The 22,040-nt window shown below is 56.3% G+C and carries 14 protein-coding genes; 3 read left to right on the plus strand and 11 right to left on the minus strand.

Features of this window, described 5'->3' with window-relative positions:
- Positions 1-4: 4 nt before the first annotated feature.
- From gltB to C7436_RS16770, 9 genes are all read right to left on the minus strand, one after another.
- Positions 5-4,453 (minus strand): glutamate synthase large subunit, encoded by a 4,449-nt coding sequence (gene gltB / locus C7436_RS16730; protein WP_121208523.1) that lies wholly within the window; start codon positions 4,451-4,453, stop codon positions 5-7.
- Positions 4,454-4,624: 171 nt separating this feature from the next.
- Positions 4,625-6,106 (minus strand): AAA family ATPase, encoded by a 1,482-nt coding sequence (locus C7436_RS16735; protein ID WP_121208524.1) that lies wholly within the window; start codon positions 6,104-6,106, stop codon positions 4,625-4,627.
- Positions 6,107-6,137: 31 nt separating this feature from the next.
- Positions 6,138-7,235, minus strand: coding sequence for a 3-dehydroquinate synthase (gene aroB / locus C7436_RS16740; protein ID WP_023007642.1), 1,098 nt, complete (start codon positions 7,233-7,235; stop codon positions 6,138-6,140).
- Entirely contained in the window at positions 7,204-7,794 is a 591-nt protein-coding gene (gene aroK, locus C7436_RS16745; RefSeq protein ID WP_023007641.1) for a shikimate kinase AroK, read from the minus strand. Before aroK ends, aroB begins: the two co-directional genes overlap by 32 nt.
- A gap of 138 nt (positions 7,795-7,932) precedes the next feature.
- A complete protein-coding gene (gene pilQ, locus C7436_RS16750; protein ID WP_410110936.1) occupies positions 7,933-9,996 on the minus strand; it encodes a type IV pilus secretin PilQ family protein in 2,064 nt (687 codons plus the stop codon).
- Positions 9,997-10,061: 65 nt separating this feature from the next.
- Positions 10,062-10,604 carry a pilus assembly protein PilP gene (locus C7436_RS16755; protein WP_121208610.1) on the minus strand — a complete coding sequence of 181 codons (543 nt, stop codon included), beginning with the start codon at positions 10,602-10,604 and terminating at the stop codon, positions 10,062-10,064.
- A 2-nt stretch (positions 10,605-10,606) separates the two neighbouring features.
- A complete protein-coding gene (locus C7436_RS16760; RefSeq protein WP_014420570.1) occupies positions 10,607-11,218 on the minus strand; it encodes a type IV pilus inner membrane component PilO in 612 nt (203 codons plus the stop codon).
- Positions 11,218-11,781 (minus strand): PilN domain-containing protein, encoded by a 564-nt coding sequence (locus tag C7436_RS16765; protein WP_023007638.1) that lies wholly within the window; start codon positions 11,779-11,781, stop codon positions 11,218-11,220. Before C7436_RS16765 ends, C7436_RS16760 begins: the two co-directional genes overlap by 1 nt.
- The gene (locus tag C7436_RS16770; RefSeq protein WP_011784345.1) at positions 11,781-12,845 is read right to left on the minus strand and encodes a pilus assembly protein PilM; all 1,065 of its coding nucleotides are present in this window, start codon (positions 12,843-12,845) and stop codon (positions 11,781-11,783) included. The genes C7436_RS16765 and C7436_RS16770 overlap by 1 nt, the downstream gene beginning before the upstream one ends.
- Before the next feature lie 237 nt (positions 12,846-13,082).
- Here C7436_RS16770 and C7436_RS16775 point away from each other — a divergent pair, with 237 nt between their 5' ends.
- A complete protein-coding gene (locus C7436_RS16775; protein WP_121208526.1) occupies positions 13,083-15,623 on the plus strand; it encodes a penicillin-binding protein 1A in 2,541 nt (846 codons plus the stop codon).
- Between the two features lie 86 nt (positions 15,624-15,709).
- On the opposite strand, the gene C7436_RS16780 is transcribed toward C7436_RS16775, so the two are convergent.
- Positions 15,710-16,975 carry a malic enzyme-like NAD(P)-binding protein gene (locus tag C7436_RS16780; RefSeq protein ID WP_011784343.1) on the minus strand — a complete coding sequence of 422 codons (1,266 nt, stop codon included), beginning with the start codon at positions 16,973-16,975 and terminating at the stop codon, positions 15,710-15,712.
- A gap of 214 nt (positions 16,976-17,189) precedes the next feature.
- Positions 17,190-17,411: a 50S ribosomal protein L31 gene (gene rpmE / locus C7436_RS16785; RefSeq protein WP_014420566.1), complete on the minus strand. Its 222-nt coding sequence runs from the start codon at positions 17,409-17,411 to the stop codon at positions 17,190-17,192.
- A gap of 190 nt (positions 17,412-17,601) precedes the next feature.
- On the opposite strand from rpmE, the gene C7436_RS16790 reads away from it, so the two are divergent.
- Both C7436_RS16790 and C7436_RS16795 read left to right on the plus strand, forming a co-directional pair.
- Positions 17,602-19,818: a primosomal protein N' gene (locus C7436_RS16790; RefSeq protein WP_228198175.1), complete on the plus strand. Its 2,217-nt coding sequence runs from the start codon at positions 17,602-17,604 to the stop codon at positions 19,816-19,818.
- A gap of 215 nt (positions 19,819-20,033) precedes the next feature.
- On the plus strand, positions 20,034-21,863 hold the full coding sequence (locus C7436_RS16795) for an Ig-like domain-containing protein (RefSeq protein ID WP_228198177.1): 1,830 nt from the start codon (positions 20,034-20,036) through the stop codon (positions 21,861-21,863).
- Positions 21,864-22,040 lie beyond the last annotated feature (177 nt).

A 22,040-nucleotide genomic window follows, 5' to 3' on the forward strand; every position in this document is an offset into this window, starting at 1 on the left:
CCCGTTATTCCGGACGGGCGCGGGTGCTTGCCAGCAGGCTGCGAAGGTTCGCGGCCTTGGGCTTGACCAGCCAGAAACGGCCGATGTAATCGTCGAAATCTTCAAGTAGGTGCTCTGCCCAGGCACTTCCGGTTTCAGAGATGTGCTCCCGGATCACGCCACGCAGGTGGTTCCGGTAGGCTTCCATGTCTTCACGGGAAATACGCTGGATCTCAACCAGTTCATGGTTGTATTTGTCCACAAAGGTGTTGTCCAGGTCCAGCACATAGGCGAACCCGCCGGTCATGCCGGCACCAAAGTTGTAGCCGGTGGACCCCAGCACGGTGACCAGACCACCCGTCATGTATTCGCAGCAGTGATCGCCAGCACCTTCAACCACGGCATGGGCGCCGGAGTTACGAACCGCAAAGCGCTCACCGGCGGTGCCGGCCGCAAACAGCTTGCCACCAGTTGCGCCATACAGACAGGTGTTACCGACAATGGAGGTTTCCTGGGTCTCAAAGTCACTACCACGGGGCGGCTTGACGACCAGCTTACCGCCGGTCATGCCTTTACCCACATAGTCGTTAGCATCACCCTCCAGAATCAGGTTCAGACCACCGACGTTCCACACACCGAAACTCTGGCCAGCGGTGCCGGTCAGGTCCAGAGTGATGGGCGCATCGGTCATGCCCTGATTGCCGTAACGGGCGGCAATCTCGCCAGACAGGCGTGCACCAATGGAACGGTCACAGTTAGTCACCCGGTAACTCCAGGCACCGCCGGACTTCTCGGCGATGGCAGCAGCGGTGTCCTGCACCATCTGCTCCGCCAGCTTACCTTCATCGAAGGGCTTGTTGCGTTCAATCTGACAGGTGTGCGGCTTGTCAGCCGGAATGTGGTCATTCTGCAGCAGACGGGTCAGATCCAGCTTCTTCTGGCGCTCGGTATTACCCGGTAGACGCTCCAGCAGGTCAACACGGCCGACCAACTCTTCCAGAGAACGCACACCCAGCTTCGCCAGCCATTCGCGAGTTTCCTCCGCCACAAAGCGGAAGAAGTTCATGGCCATTTCCACGGTGCCCTTGAAGTGCTCTTCGCGCAGATAGTCGTTCTGTGTCGCGACACCCGTCGCACAGTTATTCAGGTGGCAGATCCGCAGGTATTTACAACCCAACGCCACCATCGGAGTGGTGCCGAAGCCAAAGCTCTCCGCGCCCAGAATCGCGGCTTTCACCACGTCCAGACCAGTCTTGATGCCGCCGTCGGTCTGCAGGCGAATCTTGCCTCGCAGATCATTGGCGCGCAGCGCCTGCTGGGTTTCCGTCAGGCCCAGCTCCCAGGGGGAGCCTGCGTAGCGGATTGAGGTCAGCGGACTGGCTGCGGTACCGCCGTCATAACCGGAAACCGTAATCAGGTCGGCATAAGCCTTGGCAACGCCCGCGGCAATCGTGCCCACCCCGGGCTCTGATACCAGCTTGACGGACACCAGCGCCTCCGGGTTCACCTGTTTCAGGTCGAAGATCAGCTGCGCCAGGTCTTCAATGGAGTAGATGTCGTGGTGCGGCGGTGGCGAAATCAGGGTGACACCGGGCACCGAGTAACGCAGGCGCGCGATCAGGTCATTCACCTTACCGCCCGGCAACTGGCCGCCTTCACCCGGCTTGGCACCCTGAGCTACCTTGATCTGCATAACATCGGCGCTACGCAGGTACTCAGCGGTCACACCGAAACGACCGGAAGCCACCTGCTTGATCTTGGAACGCTTGTTAGTGCCGTGACGGGCCGGGTCTTCGCCGCCCTCACCGGAGTTGGAACGACCACCCAGCGTGTTCATGGCCACGGCCAGAGCCTCGTGCGCCTCCGGCGACAGGGCACCGAGAGACATCGCCGCAGAGTCAAAACGCGGGAAAATATTCTCCACGGGCTCAACGTCGCTCAGGTCAATTGACTGGATGCCCTCACGGAACACCAGCAGGTCGCGCAGGGTGGCAACCGGGCGCTCATTGACCAGACCGGCGTATTCCTTGTAGGTGCCATAGTCGCCACTTATCACGGCATCCTGCAGTTTGCCCACCACATCCGGGTTGAAGGCGTGATATTCCTGGCCATGCACGTACTTGAGCAGGCCGCCCTGGGAAATAGGCTTACGGGGCTTCCAGGCAACCGCGGCCAACTGCTCCTGATCCTGCTGGAAATCGAAGAAGTCGGCGCCCTGAATCCGGCTCGGCACGCCTTTGAAACACAGGTCTACCACATTGTCGGCAAGACCAATGGCTTCAAACAGTTGGGCACCGCGATAGGAGGTAATGGTGGAGATACCCATCTTCGACAGGATCTTCAGCAAGCCCTTGTTGATGCCCTTGCGGTAATTGTTCTTGGCTTCGATCGGATCCATCAGCATTTCGCCGGTGCGAATCAGATCGTTCAGGATCTGGTAGGCCAGGTACGGGTAGACCGCCGTAGCACCAAATCCGAACAGTACCGCAAAGTGATGCGGGTCCCGAGCCCAGCCGGTCTCAACAATGATGTTGGAATCGCAGCGCAGACCTCTCGCCACCAGGTGATGGTGCACTGCGCCGGTGGCCATCAGGGCATTGATCGGAAGATCGCCTTGAGCCAGGTCCTTATCGCTTAGAATCAGCAACACCTTGCCATCACGCACAACTTTTTCGGCTTCGTCGCATACCCGACGAACCGCCTGCTCCAAGCCCTCTTCAGGACGATAGCTCAGGGCGATTTTTGCCACCTCAAATCCCGGGCGATCGTTATTGCTGATCTTCAGGAACTTGGCCGGCGACAGCACCGGCGTGGTCAGGATAATCCGGTTAGCGTGCTCCGGAGACTCCTCGAAAACGTTCTGTTCCGCGCCCAGACAAGTCTCCAGAGACATGACGATGGTCTCACGGAGAGGATCAATGGGCGGGTTGGTGACCTGCGCGAATTTCTGCCGGAAATAATCCGCCACATGGCGCACCTTGCTGGACAGAACCGCCATCGGGGTATCGTCCCCCATGGAACCTACCGCCTCCTGGGCACTCTCAGCCAGTGGGCGCAGCACCTGGTCCCGCTCTTCAAACGAGATATTGAACATCTTCTGATGAACCAGAAGCTCTTCGGATTCCATCAGCTTGAATTCCGGGGTCGCCTGATTCAGCGTGGTCTCGACTCGCAGTGCATTGTCCTTGAGCCAGCGCTTGTAGGGCTGGGCTTTTTTGAGCCGCTGGTCGATATCCCCGGTATGCAGGACCTCGCCGGATTCGGTATCGATGGCCAGCATCTGACCCGGGCCAACCCGCCCCTTGGCCACCACATCATCCGGTGAGTAGCTGTACGTTCCCACTTCCGAGGCCAGGGTGATGAAATCGTCCTTGGTGATAACCCAGCGTGCGGGACGCAGACCATTGCGATCCAGCATACACAGCGCATAACGGCCATCTGACATTACCAGGCCCGCAGGGCCATCCCAAGGCTCCATATGCATGGAGTTGTACTCGTAAAAGGCCCGCAGCTCAGAATCCATGGTATCAACATTCTGCCAGGCAGGCGGAATCATCATGCGCACCGCCCGGAACAGGTCTACACCACCTGCCAGGAGCACTTCCAGCATGTTGTCCATGCTTGAGGAGTCGGAGCCAGTCAGGTTAACCAGCGGCTGCAGGGTCTGCAGATCCGGCAAATCCGGTGAGCTGAACTTGGCTGCGCGGGCAATTGCCCAATTACGGTTACCGTCGATGGTGTTTATCTCACCATTATGGGCCAGGAACCGGAACGGCTGCGCCAGTGGCCAACGCGGCATGGTGTTGGTCGAGAAGCGCTGGTGGAAAACACAGATGGCCGTTTGCAGATCCGGATCACCAAGATCCTTGTAGAAGTTGGCCAGATCCGCGGGCATCATCAGGCCTTTGTAGGCCAACGTCTTATGGGAAAGACTGCAGATATAGAATTCCGGGTCTTCCGCCATATCTCGTTCAGCATGGCGGCGCCCGACGAATAGACTGATCGCAAATTCTTTTTCTTCATTGCCGCCGGGCTCTACAAATACCTGTTCGATGCGCGGAAGACAATCCAGAGCCATGGGGCCAAGGCAACTGTCATCGACGGGCACTTCCCGCCAACCCATAATTTCAAGGCCTTGCTCCGTCAGCCTTTTTTCAATAGCTGATCGGCCAGCAGAAGCTTTTGCGTCGTCCTTAGCCAAAAAAACCTGGCCAACCGCAAACAAGTCGCCAGGTTTTTTGCCGAAGGCTGCCTGGGCAGCTTTATAGAGGAAGGCCTTGGGGCTCTGAATAAGCAGACCACAACCATCACCGGTCTTGCCATCGGCAGCAATGCCGCCCCGGTGGGTCATGCAGGTCAGAGATTCAATGGCTGTCTGCAACAGCTTATGGCTCGCTTCGCCCTTCATGTGGGCAATCAGGCCAAAACCGCAGTTGTCCCTGAACTCATCAGGATGATACAAGCCTGTTGTCATAAGCGTTCTCTCGCGTGTAAATGCTTCCCGCCAGCGACGCTACCGCACCAAAATGGTGCAAGAAATGCGCTGACACCGAAAAAAAGGGGGAAGGGATTTTACACACGTGAAACTACGTATACAATTTTTTTCGTAGTTTGGCGCCTAAAACGCACCGGAATGGTGCGAAAATCAATAATCCTCGTAGGGTCGAACCCAAGGATTCGAGATCCTCAGCACGTCGGGCAGACTAGCCGCCGCCGCCCCGGCCTCTTCTCGGCTAGAGTATTGGCCATAAACCAGCATAAACCAAGGTAAGCCCTGGCGCTCACCCTTGGTGTAGCTCAAATTCGCATCCTCGGGCGCTCGACGCAGTACATTCAACACCGTTTGTTCCTGATTGCCTGCAACAAGCTGCAGCGTCCAACCCTTACGCTGACGTAATTGGTCAAGTGCCACAAATTTAACGGGATTGTCCGGCACAAACTCTGGCTCTGGCTCTGGCTCTGGCTCTGGCTCTGGCTCTGGCTCTGGCTCTGGCTCTGGCTCTGGCTCTGGCTCTGGCTCTGGCTCTGGCTCTGGCTCTGGGACAATCTCTGTTTCAGGCGGGGCCTGTGTCAATTCCTCAGCCGCATTGTTCTCGCCCGGAACGACAGGCTCATCCTGGCGCGCAGGTGCAATCAAAGGCGCCATTTCCGGCTCAGGCTCCTCAGTACCCGGACCAATGGTAATGCTCTTACGGACTGGCTCAGGCTCAACCTCGGCGTCAGCCTGTCGCTGAACCGTGCTCTCGTATTGCTGGGAAACAAACCACCAGGATGCCGCCAGCAATAGCAGCCCCAGCGCAGGCCACCGCAAATGCGCAACCGTAAAACCAGCTTTCGAGGAGGACGTTGCCGACGACGGAACCATGTCCAGCCAAACACCCGGCGCAACACCCTTGAGTCGACCAAAGCTGCCCTGACTCAACACCTCAAGCTTTTTCAGCCGAGAGGTCGACAGCAACTCAGACTGAGAACCACCCGCCCTATGAACCCTGGGTTCGAGATATGCCTTGATGTCTTCGCGGCTTAACGGAGGCAGGTTCAGGTGATGCGCATAGGCGGAATCAGGACGATCTTCCAACTGGCTCCAAACCTGCTCGGTGCCGGCCATAATCGGAACGGCAGAAACCGACCGTTCCGAGGCCACGAAGCCTGCCACCAGAAGATTCAGAACATCCGACTCAACCCGGTCTGCATCGTCAATCAGCAGCACTTGCCGGTGACCTCGGCGGAGGCCGGATTCGGACCAGCGAAAATAACGATAAACCGCCTCTCTGGGCTCAGAGTCTGCCGGTATCCCGGATTTCGCCAGCTGTTTCAGGTAACGCGCGAGGGCCTGGCGGCTGGTAAGCGCCGATGCGGGAATTCGATGAAAATCAAGCCTTGAGGACTCGCTGCGCACCAACTCTGCCAACACCCGGGTCTTACCGGCCCCCGGCGCACCGGTCAGCACCAGCACCATATCCCCGAACCCACAAAGATGGCGCAACGTCTCCAAAGCATGCTGACGCATGGCATCCGGGAAAAACGGCGTTTCCATCTCGAGAGGATTGTCTCGAAGACCGTATCGCTGCTGGAGCCGGGGGAAAAGCCCCCCTCCGTCGGTACTGTTCAAGGATTCTTGAGTCACACGCTGTCCCTGTTTCGAAACTCAGAGCCCATCAGCCTGCCTGCGGCAGGAATGCCCTCAAGGTATCACGGATGTTGTCAGCGGAGGCATTCTCGGCGATAAAGGCGTCACCTATTGCTTTCAGGAGAACCAACCGTAGCCGACCATCCACATTCTTCTTGTCCACGGACATCAGATTCATGAAGTCCTCTGATGTCATGCCGCTCGGCGCCCACTCAGGCAAACGAGCGCGCCGAATCAGAGCAACCGCCCGGGCCCGATCATCCGCCGAGATCAGCCCCTCTCTCACTGAGAGATCGGCTGCCATCATCATACCCGTGCCCACGGCTTCACCGTGCAACCAGTTGCCGTAGCCAGCAAAGGTTTCAATGGCATGACCAAAGGTATGACCAAGATTGAGAATTGCACGCAACCCGCCCTCTCGCTCGTCAAGCGCAACAACTTCCGCCTTACAGACACAGGAACGATAGATGGCCCCACCTAATGCCTCAGCATCAAGGCGTAACAGGCTTTCCATCGAATCCTCAAGCCAGGCCAGGAAAGACTCATCCCGAATCAGACCATATTTGATCACCTCTGCGAGACCAGCAGACACCTCCCTCGCCGGCAGTGTTTGCAAGCTGTCGGTATCGATCAGCACTGCCTGGGGCTGATGGAAAGCACCGATCATGTTCTTGCCAAGCGGGTGATTTATCCCGGTTTTCCCCCCAACAGAAGAGTCCACTTGAGAGAGCAGCGTGGTTGGAACCTGAATGAAGGGAACGCCGCGCTGGTAACAGGCCGCCGCGAAACCCGCCATATCGCCCACAACACCGCCGCCCAGGGCAACGAGTGTCGTTTTGCGGGTATGTCGTTTTTCCAGAAGCGCGTCGAAAATGAGGTTGAGCGTCTGCCAATCCTTGAACTGTTCTCCATCGGGCAAGGTCACTACGTCAATGACCTTGCCGGGAAAACAGCCTTTAACCTTGTCAAGATACAGGGGGCCAACGGTATCGTTAGTTACGATCATGACCTGCTGGCCCGCCACCCAGGGTGTCAGGTCAAACGAGCCCAGCAACCCCTGCCCGATAATGATCGGATAGCTGCGCTCCCCGAGCTCAACCTTCAGCTCTCGAAGTACCTTGTGCATTATGCCTGCCCTCTTTCCGCCGCTGTCTTCTGTGGCGGGGCGTTTTAGGATTGATTCGGTTCACCAGTTGCCGAACCACAAGACGGGGGCTTTTACGATCGGTAAACATAACGATATCCGCCAACTCGGTATAGAGCGGGTCCCGAATCGCAAACAGCCTGCGCAACACGCCTTCCGGATCGTCGTTCTGCAACAACGGTCGGTTCCTGTCCTTACGTGTGCGCTCAACCTGTTGGTCTATAGACGTTTTGAGGTAAACCACCACAGCGTTCTTTTTCAGCAATCCGTGATTTTCAGCACGCATGACGGCACCACCCCCTGTCGCCAGCACCGTGCCCACCTCATTGGACAACTCGTCAAGCATTGAGGTTTCACGCTGACGAAAACCGTCCTCACCTTCAACATCGAAGATCCAGGGAATATTGGCACCACATCGCTCTTCGATAATCCGGTCCGAGTCCAGGAATCGATAGCCGAGCTCCTTGGCCAGCAACCGGCCAATGGTGCTTTTTCCAGCCCCCATGGGCCCAACCAGAACAACACGTTTGGGCAAAGACATAATTTCCGCTCAACAGGTTTCAGGCGGGTGAGAATAGCACAAGGACCGGCAATCCATAAGCGGCTCGGTATCGGGCAACAGGCCCGGAACAAAAAAACCGCCGGAGTTACCCGGCGGTTTTTTTTACTTACACCAATCTTACTGCAAGATATCGTTCTTGATGATCTTCGGCGTAATAAAGATCAACAGCTCGCTGCGCTCATCAACATGCTCGGTGCGCTTGAACAGGCGCCCGAGATAGGGGATGTCACCCAGGAACGGAGTTTTTGTGGTCTGAGTGGCAACTTCAGACTGGAAGATACCACCCAGTACAACCGTCTCGCCGTTAGCAACCAATACTTGTGTTGTCACTTCATTAGTATTGATCGAAGGGATACCTGCGGTTACTTCGCCCCGGGAATCCTGGTTGACCACGAGATCCATAATGATTTTGTCATCGGGCGTAATCTGCGGGGTCACCTCAAGAGAAAGCACCGCTTCCTTGAACGATACAGAAGTCGCACCACTGGAAGACGCTTCCTGATAAAGGATCTCTTCACCAGATTTGATCGACGCGCTCTGGCGATCTGCAGTCACCACCCTGGGCTGGGACACCACTTCCGCACGACCATCACTTTCAAGCGCTGACAACTCGAGATCGACGAGGAAATCATCGCTACCCCAACCAATCGCAAAAGATGAGGCTCCCTCGCCACTCACACCGAGATCTACACCCAATGCTCCCGGGAAGGAAATAGTGTTGCTTCCACCGCTTGCCGCATCCCGAGCCTCTTGCAGAGTACCGAGAGACCCGCCAACCGTGACAACATCATCACCGTCAACGTTATACGCCGCGCCACCCCAACGAACGCCAAGATCTTCAGCCACGTTGGTTTGAGCCCTGACGATTCTCGCTTCAATAGAAACCTGACGGACAGGAACGTCCCATGTCGATACCAGTCGACGGATTTCATCGAGCTTCTCAGCAGTTTCCCGGACACTGATTGTGTTGGTACGGGCATCAGATGAAACAAAGCCTCTGGAAGAAATGAGCTCTTCGTCCGCCTGGATCAGCTCAACAATGTCAGCCGCCTTGGCGTAATTCACCTGAATAATATCCAACCGAACCGGAGCCAACTCCGCAATTTGCTTGTTGGTCTCGAGCTCAAGCTTTTCCCTGGCCGCAATTTCTTCGGCAGGCGCGACCAACAGAACGTTGCCGATCTGACGCTTATCCAGGCCTTTGGTCTTCAAGATCAGATCCAGCGCCTGATCCCATGGCACGTTCTGCAGTCGCAGAGTGATGCTTCCACCCACTGTGTCACTGGCGACCAGGTTAAGCCCGGTAAAATCAGCAATCAGCTGAAGCACCGAACGCACTTCAATGTCTTGGAAATTCAGGGAAAGCTTGTCGCCGGTGTATGGGAATTTCTCCTCACGGCGTGCCTCGGCCTCTTCACGCGAGAGCTCTTCAATGCTTACGGTAAACTCACGACCTGACTGATAGGCAATATAGTCATATTCACCCTGTGGTCTGATCTCGACTACCGCACTGCCATCTTCCACAAAAGTATCGATGCGAGTAACCGGTGTCGCAAAATCGGTGACATCCAGCCGACGTCTCAGATCGGCAGGAACCTGAAGGTCAGGCATGGTCAGACGGATACGGCCGCCCAGCTCGTTCAGATTGACGGTCGCCGTGCTGCTACCCAGATCGACGATCACCCGACCTTCGCCCTCTTTACCACGACGGAAATCAACACCGGCCAACGCATTCGACGATGCAGGAGAAGCCGTTGTCGTACGCTGTGCCGGCTGAGAAGAGGTGGAGACGACGGCGTCAGACTCACCACCAATGGTCATTACCAGAGAGTTGCTGGTACGCACGGTATCGTGAGGCACCAATTCAACCAGGTTAAAGATCAGCCGGGTGCGATCCTTGGTTTCGACCACGGTAACGCTCTGAGCATTACCGGTACCCAGCGGGATACTGCGCTGATTCAAGGCGCTGGTGGTGTCTTTAAGATCCACCGCAATCCGGGCAGGCCGCTCTATGGTGTAGCCCGAAGGTTCCGGCGGCGTGCCATCAAACTGCATGGTGACTTCCAGCCGCTCCCCTGGCAGCGACGAAAACGACAAGTCCTGCAGCGTGACCGCGCTGGCCAGGCCGCTCCATAACCCGATGGCAATCACGCCTACGCAGACATTGAGTTTTTTGAACATCGCTAGCCTCGACCCTAAACCTGTTTGTTCGTGCATGTTTCTTGAATTCATACCGTTACCGCTCCTCAGCCTTCATCCAAAGACAGGGAGCGCGGGCGTTCTACCCATCCACCCCGGCCATTCGGAACGATTTCAATTAGCTCAATGCGGGTTTCACTGAGACCCACAATACGGCCATAGTTCTGCCCCATATAATTGCCGGTGCGAACACGGTGAATACCACCCATATCATCGCGCACCAACGCGAACAGATTGCCCTCAACCCCTTGAAGCGTGCCCACCATGGTCAACGACTTCAGATCAAAGTTCTCAAGCACCTCGCGCGGCCGATCCAGGTCCGGCTCTACGTCACTGACCGGTTGCTCATCAACCATCGTAAGTTGGACATCCACCGGCGGCTCAAAAGGTGCGCGACGGTCTGCCGCCGAGTAACTGAAAGCCTCATAGGCTTTAAACTCCGGCAAAGGCTCCACGTGTCCACGAGGCTTGGCCCGGGTATCTGCCATGAACTTGTCGAGATCCGAAAAACCGTTTCCCTGGGAACAAGCCGTCAGCAAAGACGCCAGACACACACCCAGCCAGGCCTTTCCCGCATGCTTTCCTGTCATGCTCATTCTCCAGCCCGGTAGCGGTAAGTACGTGCAACCACCTGCATATCAAGCTGGTCTCCGTCTCCGCCAATTGGTTTGATGGTTAAATCGTGCAGCGTCACGATACGCGGCAGGCTCGCCACGCTGCTTACGAAGGAAGCCAGCTCATGATACGAACCTGACACCCGAATATTAATGGGAAGCTCCGAATAGAAGTCTCGCTGCTGCTCCGGCTGAAGCTTGACTTCCTGCAACGCCAAACCGCTCCCTAACGCCGTATTGGTAATATCTTCCAACAGGCCGGGCACCTCGGTTTCACTGGGCAACTGACGCACCAGGGCTCCAAAGGTTTCTTCCATTTCTTCCATCTGGGCCTTGAACACATCCAGGTTCGCCACCTGATAGGCCTTCTGCTCGTAGCGCTGCTTGAGCTCCTGCTCTTTTCGTTCCACCTGATCGAGCTGAGCATACTGATCTTTGACAAAGAACCAGTAACCGCCACCCAGTATCAGGCCGAAGACAATTAGCACCACAATGGCCTTGACCGGAGCCGGCCAGATGCCGGCATTGTTGATATCCAGATCATTGATATCGAATTCATTAAGACTTTTCAGAGAGTCCGCGAGGCTCATCAGTTATCCTCCCCTTCGGGCTCAGGCGTCCGTTGCCGGACGGAGAGATTGAACTGGCTGTATCCGGACCGGGCGCTGTCTGCTGCAGCCACATTGGTCAGATTGGGATTGGCAAACCATTCAGAATCCTCGAACTGACGCATCAGGTTCGAAATCCGGCTGTTTGACTCGGCCATACCCACGATATCGAGTCGCTCACCGGCTTTCTTGAGATCGGTGTAGTAAAGCCCATCCGGGAGAGTCCTCACCAATTCATCGAACACCCGCACAATCACCGGTCGCTTACCCTGAAGATCCTGAATCACCTGCATGCGTGCCAACAATTCATCGCGCTGACGCTTGAGGTTTTCAATCTCCTTGATCTGCTTGTCCAGCTCTTTGGTTGCAGTCTCAATATAGGCATTACGGGATTGCTGATAGGCAATCCGGCTGTCCATATCCGATTTCCAGAGGAAAGCCAGGCCACCCGCGATAATCACGGCGCCCAGTATCATCACAACAAACTGTTTCTGCTTCTCGGCGCGAAGCTCTTCCCGCCAGGGTCTGAGGTTAATCTTTGCCATCAGTCGAAACTCCTCATTGCCAGACCGCAGGCAATCATCAACGAGGGGGCATCATTGCTTAGCGCAGAGGCGTTAACCCGGGAGCCCACCGCCATATTGGCAAACGGATTGGCCACCAGGGTTGGCGTTCCAGTTTTCTCTTCCACCATTTCCGTGAGCCCCTGAATCGACGCTGTTCCTCCGGCAAGCACCACGTAATCCACCGCGTTGTACTGACTCGCGCCGAAGAAAAACTGCAGCGCCCGCGCCACTTGCTGAACAACCGCTTCCCGGAACGGGGTCAGGACTTCCTCGTTGTAGTCGTCTGGCAAACCACCCTGCTTCTTGGCCAGACCAGCTTCTTCGAGCGACAACCCGTAACGACGCTGAATTTCTTCCGTCAGCTGTTTTCCGCCAAAAATCTGTTCGCGGGTATAGACCGTCTTACCCTCTGCCAGCACACTCAGAGTTGTCATGGTCGCGCCAATATCAACGATGGCAACCACCAATTCTTCACCCTGGGAGTCGAGCTGAGGCTCAATCAGGCTGTAAGCCCGCTCCAGAGCATAAGCTTCCACGTCGACAATCTTGGTTGTCAGCCCTGCAATTTCCAGGGCATCTTCGCGGATGTCGACGTTTTCCTTACGGCAGGCCGCCAGCAGCACATCCACCTGATCCGGGTTGGATTCGGACGGACCCTGGACTTCGAAATCGATCGCCACTTCATCGAGGGGGTAAGGAATGTACTGATCGGCTTCCAGCGCAATCTGGTCTTCCATTTCAAACTCGTTGAGACCACCGTCCATCTGGATAACCTTGGTGATCACCGCCGAGCCGGAAACAGCAACAGCCACCTGTTTCACACTGGTACGTGACTTGGACGCGACACGCTTGAGCACTTCCCCAACCGCTTCGACGTCTGTGATGTTTTTTTCAACAACTGCATTGGCCGGCAACGGCTCTACCGCATAGCTCTCGACCTTGTATCGATCGCCATGTTTTGACAGCTCTAGCAGCTTGACCGAACTGGAGCTTACATCCACTCCAAGGACGGCACTGGATTTTTTTCCTGGTAATCCGAACACGCGCTCACCCTATACCTGGTTAAATGCACCCGGCGTTGGAACCCCTGAACCACTCCCTGTAAAGGCGATCATTTCAGAGGCGTTCTATGTGTTTTTTATGTAAGAGAATTTCTTATTTATTCCGTCTACAATGCAATCTCTCGAATTTCGGGAGACATTGCAGACGGCTAGGCGACCGAACCTTCCTAAAGCAATTTCTCAAATAATAGACCTATATCCAACAGTTGTCAGAAAAAAATGTCTCATTTGTTGCGTACATCTCGCGTTTTTGCCTGGTTCTTTCTTACCGGCCTGAGTGTCGCCATTATTATTTCCTCAAGCCTGTATCTTTATCTTCGGCCCAATCTGCCACCGGTTGAGCAATTGCTGGATGTCCGGCTGCAGACGCCTTTACGGGTGTATAGCAAAGACAACAGATTAATAGCAGAATTCGGTGAAAAGAGAAGGGCACCGATCACAATAGAACAGATCCCTACAATTCAGTTACAAGCCTTTCTGGCGGCGGAAGACGCGCGGTTTTACGAGCACCTCGGAGTCGACATTAAAGGCCTGACGCGGGCTGCAGTGGAACTGATCACCACCGGAGAAATCCAGTCTGGCGGCAGTACCATCACCATGCAGGTTGCAAAAAATTACTTTTTGTCACGCGACCGGACCTTCATACGAAAGTTCAACGAGATACTGCTGGCTCTTCAGATTGAACGTGAACTGGATAAAAACAGGATTCTTGAGCTCTATCTGAACAAGATCTACCTCGGCAACCGGGCCTATGGAATCGCCGCTGCCGCTCAGGTTTACTACGACAAACCGGTGACAGAACTGTCACTGGCCCAGATGGCAATGTTGGCTGGCCTCCCCAAAGCGCCCTCTGCCTACAACCCCCTGGCAAATCCCGAGCGGGCCCTGATTCGCCGCAACTGGATTCTCGGCAGGATGAAAGACCTGGGCTACATCACCGAAGACGCCTGGTCTCTGGCCAGCAAAGCACCGCTGACCGCCAGCTATAACACTCGCGACGCCGAAGTGGATGCCGACTATGTGGCCGAGATGGCCCGGGCCGAAATAGTTCGCCGCTACGGAGAGAATGCTTACACCGATGGCTATAGCGTGACCCTGACCGTCGACAGCGACAAGCAACAAACCGCTACCGAAGCCCTGAGGGCAGGGCTCGAAGCCTATGACCGCCGGCACGGCTTCCGGGGCCCCATCGGACAGTTCGACATTGAAGGCCTGACCCCGGCCGAACTGTCGGACAAGATGCAGAACTACCCGCGGGTTGAAACGCTGGTGCCAGCCGTTGTGACATCAATAGACGACGAAAAGAACGAAGTAAAAGTACACGCCCGGCGCCTGGGCCCCGGCGTCATGCCCTTTGAAACCATGACCTGGGCACGCCGATTCCGAACCGAGAGCATCACCGGCCCCGAACCAGAAAAACCTTCGGATGTGGTCAACCCCGGGGACGTCATCTATGTAAAAGTTGACCAACTGCCACAGATTAAAGACTCTGAGGCAGAATCTGGCAGCGAGAGCGCATCCGCGCAGGCCGTCACCGAACTGCGAGTTTCCCTGGCGCAAGCACCCCGAATCGAGGGCGCACTTATCTCCCTGGAAGCCAAAACCGGCGCCATTGAAGCTTTGGCGGGCGGCTACAGCTTCAACCAGAGCAAGTACAATCGCGCCACCCAGGCCAGCCGCCAACCAGGCTCAACGTTCAAGCCGTTCCTGTACCTTTCCGCGCTGGAAAACGGTCGAACACCGGCGACCATCTACAACGACGCCCCGATCGTATTCGAAGACTCCGAACTTGAAACCGCATGGCGACCACAGAACTCATCGGGCCAGTTCTACGGACCAACCACCTTGCGCGAGGGCCTTTACCGCTCCCGCAATCTGGTTTCCATCCGACTGCTGAGAGACCTGGGCATCAACACCACCCTCAGCTACCTGAAGCAACTCAGACTCCCGACTGAAAACATGCCCTCCAACCTCTCGCTCTCCCTGGGCAGCGGTCTGCTGACACCCATGGAGCTGGCACGAGGCTTTGCGGTGATAGCCAATGGCGGTTACGACGTACAGCCTTACCTGATTGAACGAATCGAGGAATGGGACGGCACCGTGGTCTATGAAGCCCCGAAGACCATATTATGCGACGAGAACTGCGACGCCTCCCAGACGCAGGTCGCCGATGCCGAACAAAGCACTTCGGAGCAACCACCCGAAATTGAAGGCTTGACACTGCCAGCCTCCGCAGCCGAGGAGAACACAACCAAACCACGGATTATGCAACGCCTGGCCGACGAACGATCAATCTACATCATGCACTCCATGATGCAGGACGTGGTTCGCCGGGGAACGGGACGTCGCGCCCTGGCCCTGAATCGCAGCGACATTGCCGGCAAGACGGGCACCACCAACGAGCAGAAAGACACCTGGTTCGCGGGCTTCAACCATGATATCGCAACTACCGTCTGGGTCGGATTTGACCAACCCTCCCCTCTGGGTCGGGGCGAGTATGGCGCCAGTACCGCACTGCCGATATGGGTCGACTATATGAAAGTAGCGCTGGCAGACCAGCCAGCAGCCACCATGCCCAGGCCCAACGGCATCGTGAATATCCGCATCAACCCGGAAACCGGAGAAAGAGCCCGGCCCGGCGAAGAAGCTGTGTTCGAAATATTCAAGGAAGAAGACGCACCCTCGCCTCTGCCAGCCGAGAGTATCGGAGGGAGCGGCGACAACGGTAACGGGGACGACCTGTCACGGCAGATCTTCTGATCTGTCGCAGCACCACCCCAAGCAGGACGCACAAAAAAACCGGCGGGATCTCCGCAGGTTTTTTTTGAAGCCAGACTGCATCCCGATCAGATGATGTCGTCCATAGACTTCAGCGGGTAATGCGCAGGGTACGGATTGCGCGCAACACCGGAATCTACCGCAGCACGGGCCACGGCGGCCGGCACCACTTCCAGCAGACGAACATCCATCGGCTTTGGAATGATGTATTCCTTACCGAATTCGAACGAATCAACACCGTAGGCTTCACAGATTTCCTGCGGCACCGGCTCTTTGGCCAGCTCACGGATTGCGTTAACCGCGGCAACCTTCATTTCCTCGTTGATAGCGGTTGCACGTACATCCAGTGCACCACGGAAAATGAACGGGAAGCCAAGCACGTTGTTCACCTGGTTCGGATAGTCAGAGCGACCTGTCGCCATGATCAGATCATCACGGGTAGCCAGAGCCACTTCCGGGCTGATTTCCGGATCCGGGTTGGAACAGGCAAACACCACCGGGTTCGGCGCCATTTTCGCCAATTGCTCGGCAGACAGAAGGTCCGGGCCGGACAGACCCAGGAACACGTCGGCACCGTCGATGGCATCGTCCAGAGTACGCCTGTCGGTATCGTTAGCGAACATCGCCTTGTACTGGTTCAGATCATCACGACCAGAGTGGATCACACCCTTACGGTCGAGCATGAAGATGTTCTCAGAGCGCATACCGCAGCTGATCAGCAACTTCATGCAGGCAATGGCGGCCGCACCGGCGCCCAGACATACCACCTTTGCCTCTTCAATTTTCTTGCCCTGCAGCTCAAGAGCATTGATCATGCCGGCCGCAGTTACGATAGCGGTACCGTGCTGGTCATCGTGGAAGATGGGCACGTTACACTTTTCAATCAGCGCACGCTCAATCTCGAAGCACTCCGGTGCTTTGATGTCCTCGAGGTTGATACCACCGAAGGTATCGGCGATGCGCTCAACAGTTTCAATAAACGCTTGCGGGCTTTCGGAATTAACCTCGATGTCGAAGACGTCAATTCCGGCAAAGCGCTTGAACAGTACGCCCTTGCCTTCCATAACCGGCTTGCTCGCCAGAGGGCCGAGATTACCCAGACCCAGGATAGCGGTACCGTCAGAAATCACGGCAACCAGGTTACCCTTGGCTGTGTATTTGTAAGCGTTCTCGGGGTCCTTCGCGATCTCGCGGACCGGTTCGGCAACCCCGGGGCTGTACGCCAGGGAGAGGTCGCGGGAAGTCTGGGTCGGCTTCGTGATTTCAACACTCAGCTTACCCGGCCGCGGTTTGGCGTGATATTCAAGGGCTGCTTCTTTCAGATCTTGAGACATTGCCACTGTTCCGTTTGTCACGTTTAAAGGTAAATCCCGCTGGAGCTCGCCCAACGGAGCGCGCCATTATGGCGCGCCCGACCCAAAACGACAAGCCGAAATCGAATATTTTATGAACAGTCAATAGTGCATTTTGCGTATATAGCAAACTTTATTTTTCATTGGCGCACAAAAAAAGCGCCCAAAGGCGCTTTTTTCAACATCCCGGCGCGGATCAGTCTTTCTTGCCACCGATACGGCTGCCGAAACGCTTCTGGAAGCGATCGATACGACCACCGGTGTCCATAACCTTCTGCTTGCCGGTGTAGAACGGGTGGCACTGGGAACATACGTCCAGCTGCAGATCGTGACCGATGGTAGAACGGGTCTTGATCACATTACCGCAGGAACAGGTAGCGGTGATGTCTTCGTACTTCGGGTGAATACCTTCTTTCATGGCGAACCTCGTTAGGTCATGCCGCTACCTGATCACGGGGCATCTTTGCTGCCCAGGTGCCAGGCACCGCATGTTTGAATCAATTGAAAAGACCGTGCACAATCAAGCCCGGCCAGAAACAGACCGCGAATCTTACTGACAAACCCGACCACAGGCAAGTATCTTGGCCATCCGGAACAGTCCGGATACCATGCAACCAGCCTACTTTTGCCCGCTTTCAGGATACGCAGTTACCGTGACACGGCCCTCAACCGCTCGCATCGCCCTGAATCGCCCGCTCCGGCGACTCTTCGATTACCGAATCCCGGAGACCATGACAGTCTCACCCGGGCAACGCGTGAAAGTACCCTTTGGCAGGCAAACCCTGACCGGCCTTGTGGTGGAAACCGGCGTGACACCACCAGACGGCATTACCCTCAAGCCGATCCTGGAAGTGCTGGAGCCGTGGCTTGCCTTACCCACAGCCACCTTCCAACTCCTTAGCTGGGCCAGCGACTACTATCAGCACCCCTTGGGTGAGTGCCTGTTCACCGCTCTGCCTCCCGCATTACGCCGAGGCCGGCCGTCACAGCAGAAACAGGATGAACACTGGCAAGGCACCCAAAACATCGCCCCACTGCCGGCCAACGCCCATCGACAGAAAGCCTTGCTGGAAGCCATCCAGCGCGCCCCCGGCATATCGACCGGCGAACTGGTTAAAGCCGGCTTCAACCGCCCTCAGATCAAAAGCCTTCACGATAAAGGCCTTATCGAACTGAGCGATCCACAGCATCCGACTTCCAGCGAAAGCATCGCCACAGTAGACGGCCCCAGACTCTCACCCGCGCAACTGGCAGCGGCCAAAGAATTACCACAGGTTACAGATCGCTTCAGTACCACACTTCTTTATGGCATCACCGGGAGCGGCAAGACCGAGCTCTATCTTCATTACCTGACACAAAAACTGCGGGACGACCAACAGGCTCTGGTACTGGTTCCCGAAATCAACCTCACGCCCCAGACCCTCGAGCGCTTCCGGCGTTACTTCGGCAACCGGATTGTGGTTTGGCACTCGGCCCTGAACGACAGCGAACGCCTCGCTACCTGGCTGAGAATCCGACATGGGGAACCGGTTATTCTGATCGGCACCCGCTCCGCCGTCTTGCTGCCGTTCACGAACCTTCGCGCCATTGTTGTGGACGAAGAACATGACAACTCCTACAAGCAGGGCGAAGGGTTTCGCTATTCGGGGCGGGACGTTGCTGTCTATCGGGCTCACCTGAATCAATGCCCCGTCATCCTGGGCTCAGCAACGCCTTCGCTGGAATCCTGGCACAACGCCAAGCAAGGCAAATACCACCTTATCCGCCTGGAACAACGGGCTGGCAATGCCTCACCTCCGGAAGTGGAGCTGCTCGACATCCGCAGCCGCCCTCTGGAAGCCGGCCTCTCGCGCCCCACCCTGAACGCTATAAAGGAAACACTGGCACGAGGTGAGCAGGCACTGGTATTTGTGAACCGGCGGGGATTCGCCCCCATCATGATGTGCTTCGATTGTGGCCACATGGAGGAATGCCCGCGCTGCGATACCCGACTGACATACCATCGCCGGGACAGAGCCATGCGCTGCCATCACTGCGACTTCCAGATGGCCGCGAGCCACAGCTGCCCCAAATGCCGGAGTGAAAATTTCAAACCCGTAGGCCAGGGCACAGAGCGCACAGAAGAAACCCTGGCCGAACAGTTTCCGGACACCCCCATTGTACGGGTAGACAGGGACAGCACCCAGCGCAAAGGGAGCATCCAGAACATACTGGCTCAGGTTAACAGCGGTGCGCCCTGCATACTGGTGGGCACCCAGATGCTCGCCAAGGGCCATGACTTTCCCAACGTGACCCTGGTTGCCGTCGTCAACGCCGATGGTGGCCTGTTCAGTATCGATTTTCGGGCGCCGGAACAGATGGTGCAGACACTTTTGCAAGTGAGCGGCCGCGCTGGCCGGGGCGAAAAACCCGGCAAAGTGCTTATCCAGACCTGCCACAGCGACCACCCGCTGTTGAAATCGCTCTGCCAGGGTAATTATGCCGCTCTGGCAGACCAACTTCTGACTGAACGCCAAACCGGCGCCCTGCCACCATTCCGTGCCATGGCCATACTCCGCGCGGAAGCCGACACCATGCAGGCAAGCCTGCAACTGTTAGACAGCATTAAACCAATGACGGCCGCGAACGGCATAGAAACCTGGGGGCCGCTACCGGCGGTAATTGCACGCAAAGCCGACCGACACCGGGCGCAGCTGATCCTGTGCAGTAACCACCGGCGCCAACTCAACCATCTGCTTACTCACATTTGCCAGTACCTGGACCAATGCAAGCTGCCAGCGAGCACCAAATGGATTGTTGATGTTGACCCTCAGGAGACTGGCTGAAGATCATCATCCCGAATCGTGACACAGTCCATATTCTGCAATTCGTTACAATCTTTTTCAGAATTCACCATTCATACTCATTCAGTTTGAACTGACTGTGCTATGATTTTCAGCACTATAACCACTACTCTTGGATCAAAACCTGAGGTTGCGGTTCTCGTGCGGGAATGCGCAGGTTTATGGCTTTTGCTGTCGATGAAAACTGGAGAAACAAAATGGCATGGAAATTCCTTGCGCGTGCGGCCGCATTGTCGCTGAGCCTTTTGCTCATAGCTTGTGGAGGCGACAGTGGCTCCACACCATTAGCGGGCGGTAGCAATAACAACGGCGGAGATAACGGCTCCGGGACGCCAACCACTCCGGGCGTCACGGTTGGCTCCATCCAGCTTATTACCAGCACGCCTTCCATTGGATCTTCCGGACAAGACAAGGCTCAGATTACCGCACTTGTACGGGATCAGAATGGCATTCTTACGCCTGGTCTTGACGTGGCCTTCAATGCCTCCAATAACGGGTCACTGACCGTGACCACCCAAACCACCACGGACGCAGGCCAGGCAAGCGCCGAACTCTCGACGCAGGGAGACGCCCGCAACCGCACCATTTCCGTAACGGCATCAACCGGTGGCGTTTCAAACTCCGTGAATATCGCCGTCACCGGGACCAGCATAAGCCTCACCGGGCCTTCAGCCATCAGTAATGGCGCAAATGCCAGCTACGAGGCTCGGCTGCTTGACTCTTCAGGCCAAGGCATCGGAAACACTACGGTGTCGGTATCGAGCCAGAAGAACACCGTTTCAAGCCCAACACTGACAACCGATGCTTCCGGCCGGGTTCAGTTCCAACTGACGGCATCAAGCGGCGGCTCCGATACCGTTGTTGTCTCTGCTTACGAGGGTGAGTCAAGGGTTTCGGCACAGATCGACATCAACGTTTCAGCCGACAGCTTTTCTTTCGGCTCTCTGGCTGACAATGAAGTTGAAATTGACACTCCGCAAGCATTGTCCGTCACTTGGACTCAAAACGGAGCCCCCGTGGTCGGTCAAACGATACGCTTCTCCACAACCCGTGGGACACTCTCCAACAGCTCCGTGACAACCAACGCTCAGGGAACCGCTCAAGTCAGCATTTCCTCTTCCGACGTGGGTATTGCTGAAGTCACTGCAAGCGCTGATGCCGCCGGTGGCAGCCAGATTCAGGCAAACACCACTATTGAGTTTGTCTCTTCAGCGCCCCACGAAGTGACCATCCGCGCCTCGAAGACCCAGGTATCAACCAACGACGAGGCGAGCATCATTACCACCGTTCGCGATGTAAACGGCAACCTGGTCAAAAACGCGACCGTGGAATTCACGCTGGTAGATCCCACCGGCGGCACCCTGTCACCAGGCACCGTCAACACCGACAGCCAGGGCCGGGCGATCTCGACCTACCGGTCCACCAGCAGTATCAGCGATAAAGACGGCGTGCAGGTGACCGCCCGCATCACCCGCCAGGACAGCTCAACCGACGAGGCCTCTATTTCTCTGACGGTTGCCGGTCGAGCGCTCACGCTGATTCTCGGCACTGGCAATACCATTGCAGCACCAAACCAAACCGTCTATGACATGCCGTGGAGCGTACTGGTTACCGATGCAAATGGTAACGCCAGCGCCAACCAGCCGGTCCAACTGAGCGTTTTGCCGCTGGAATTCGACAAGGGCAGCTACAGCTACAATGGTGACCGCTGGGTTACCAACGTAACGCAAAGCTGCCTGACCAATCATGCGGATCCGGTGAACGGCACTGAAATCGCCAACCCGGCATCAGCGCCTACCTCGGTATCCACAGATGCCAGCGGCTCTGTTGAATTCGATATTCGCTATCCGAAAGGCGAGTGTAGCTGGGTACGGGTTCGCCTGACTGCGACCTCCAATGTCGAAGGCTTCACAAGCTCAAACTCCCGAGAGTTCACACTTCCCTGTCTGGCCGACGACGTAACCGACGAGAATGTGCTGCCGCCGGGAGGCACAGAGAGCCCCTATAACCCAACCGCTTGTAACTAATACTGTCTGACACGAAAGTGGGCCATAAAAGGCCCACTTTCTTTTTAAGCACCACACCCAAGCTTCACTGCCTGCTATCGCCAATATTAGCGAAGCGTTATTTCCTGAGTCTTTTTGCTTGCAGCCCAACTTTCCGCGATAATACGCCCCTTCTGTTTTCAACGGGCGCCCTGCCCT

The sequence above is a fragment of the Marinobacter nauticus genome (assembly GCF_003634635.1).
Taxonomy (GTDB): domain Bacteria; phylum Pseudomonadota; class Gammaproteobacteria; order Pseudomonadales; family Oleiphilaceae; genus Marinobacter; species Marinobacter nauticus.

What these genes read in the sequence shown, in the direction of transcription:
- C7436_RS16795 (WP_228198177.1), top strand. Translation starts at nt 20,034, where the DNA reads ATGGCATGGAAATTCCTTGCGCGTGCGGCCGCATTGTCGCTGAGCCTT.
- gltB (WP_121208523.1), bottom strand. Translation starts at nt 4,453, where the DNA reads ATGACAACAGGCTTGTATCATCCTGATGAGTTCAGGGACAACTGCGGT.
- pilQ (WP_410110936.1), bottom strand. Translation starts at nt 9,996, where the DNA reads ATGTTCAAAAAACTCAATGTCTGCGTAGGCGTGATTGCCATCGGGTTA.
- C7436_RS16775 (WP_121208526.1), top strand. Translation starts at nt 13,083, where the DNA reads ATGTCTCATTTGTTGCGTACATCTCGCGTTTTTGCCTGGTTCTTTCTT.
- C7436_RS16780 (WP_011784343.1), bottom strand. Translation starts at nt 16,975, where the DNA reads ATGTCTCAAGATCTGAAAGAAGCAGCCCTTGAATATCACGCCAAACCG.
- rpmE (WP_014420566.1), bottom strand. Translation starts at nt 17,411, where the DNA reads ATGAAAGAAGGTATTCACCCGAAGTACGAAGACATCACCGCTACCTGT.
- C7436_RS16765 (WP_023007638.1), bottom strand. Translation starts at nt 11,781, where the DNA reads ATGGCAAAGATTAACCTCAGACCCTGGCGGGAAGAGCTTCGCGCCGAG.
- aroK (WP_023007641.1), bottom strand. Translation starts at nt 7,794, where the DNA reads ATGTCTTTGCCCAAACGTGTTGTTCTGGTTGGGCCCATGGGGGCTGGA.
- C7436_RS16790 (WP_228198175.1), top strand. Translation starts at nt 17,602, where the DNA reads ATGCAACCAGCCTACTTTTGCCCGCTTTCAGGATACGCAGTTACCGTG.
- C7436_RS16755 (WP_121208610.1), bottom strand. Translation starts at nt 10,604, where the DNA reads ATGACAGGAAAGCATGCGGGAAAGGCCTGGCTGGGTGTGTGTCTGGCG.
- aroB (WP_023007642.1), bottom strand. Translation starts at nt 7,235, where the DNA reads ATGCACAAGGTACTTCGAGAGCTGAAGGTTGAGCTCGGGGAGCGCAGC.
- C7436_RS16760 (WP_014420570.1), bottom strand. Translation starts at nt 11,218, where the DNA reads ATGAGCCTCGCGGACTCTCTGAAAAGTCTTAATGAATTCGATATCAAT.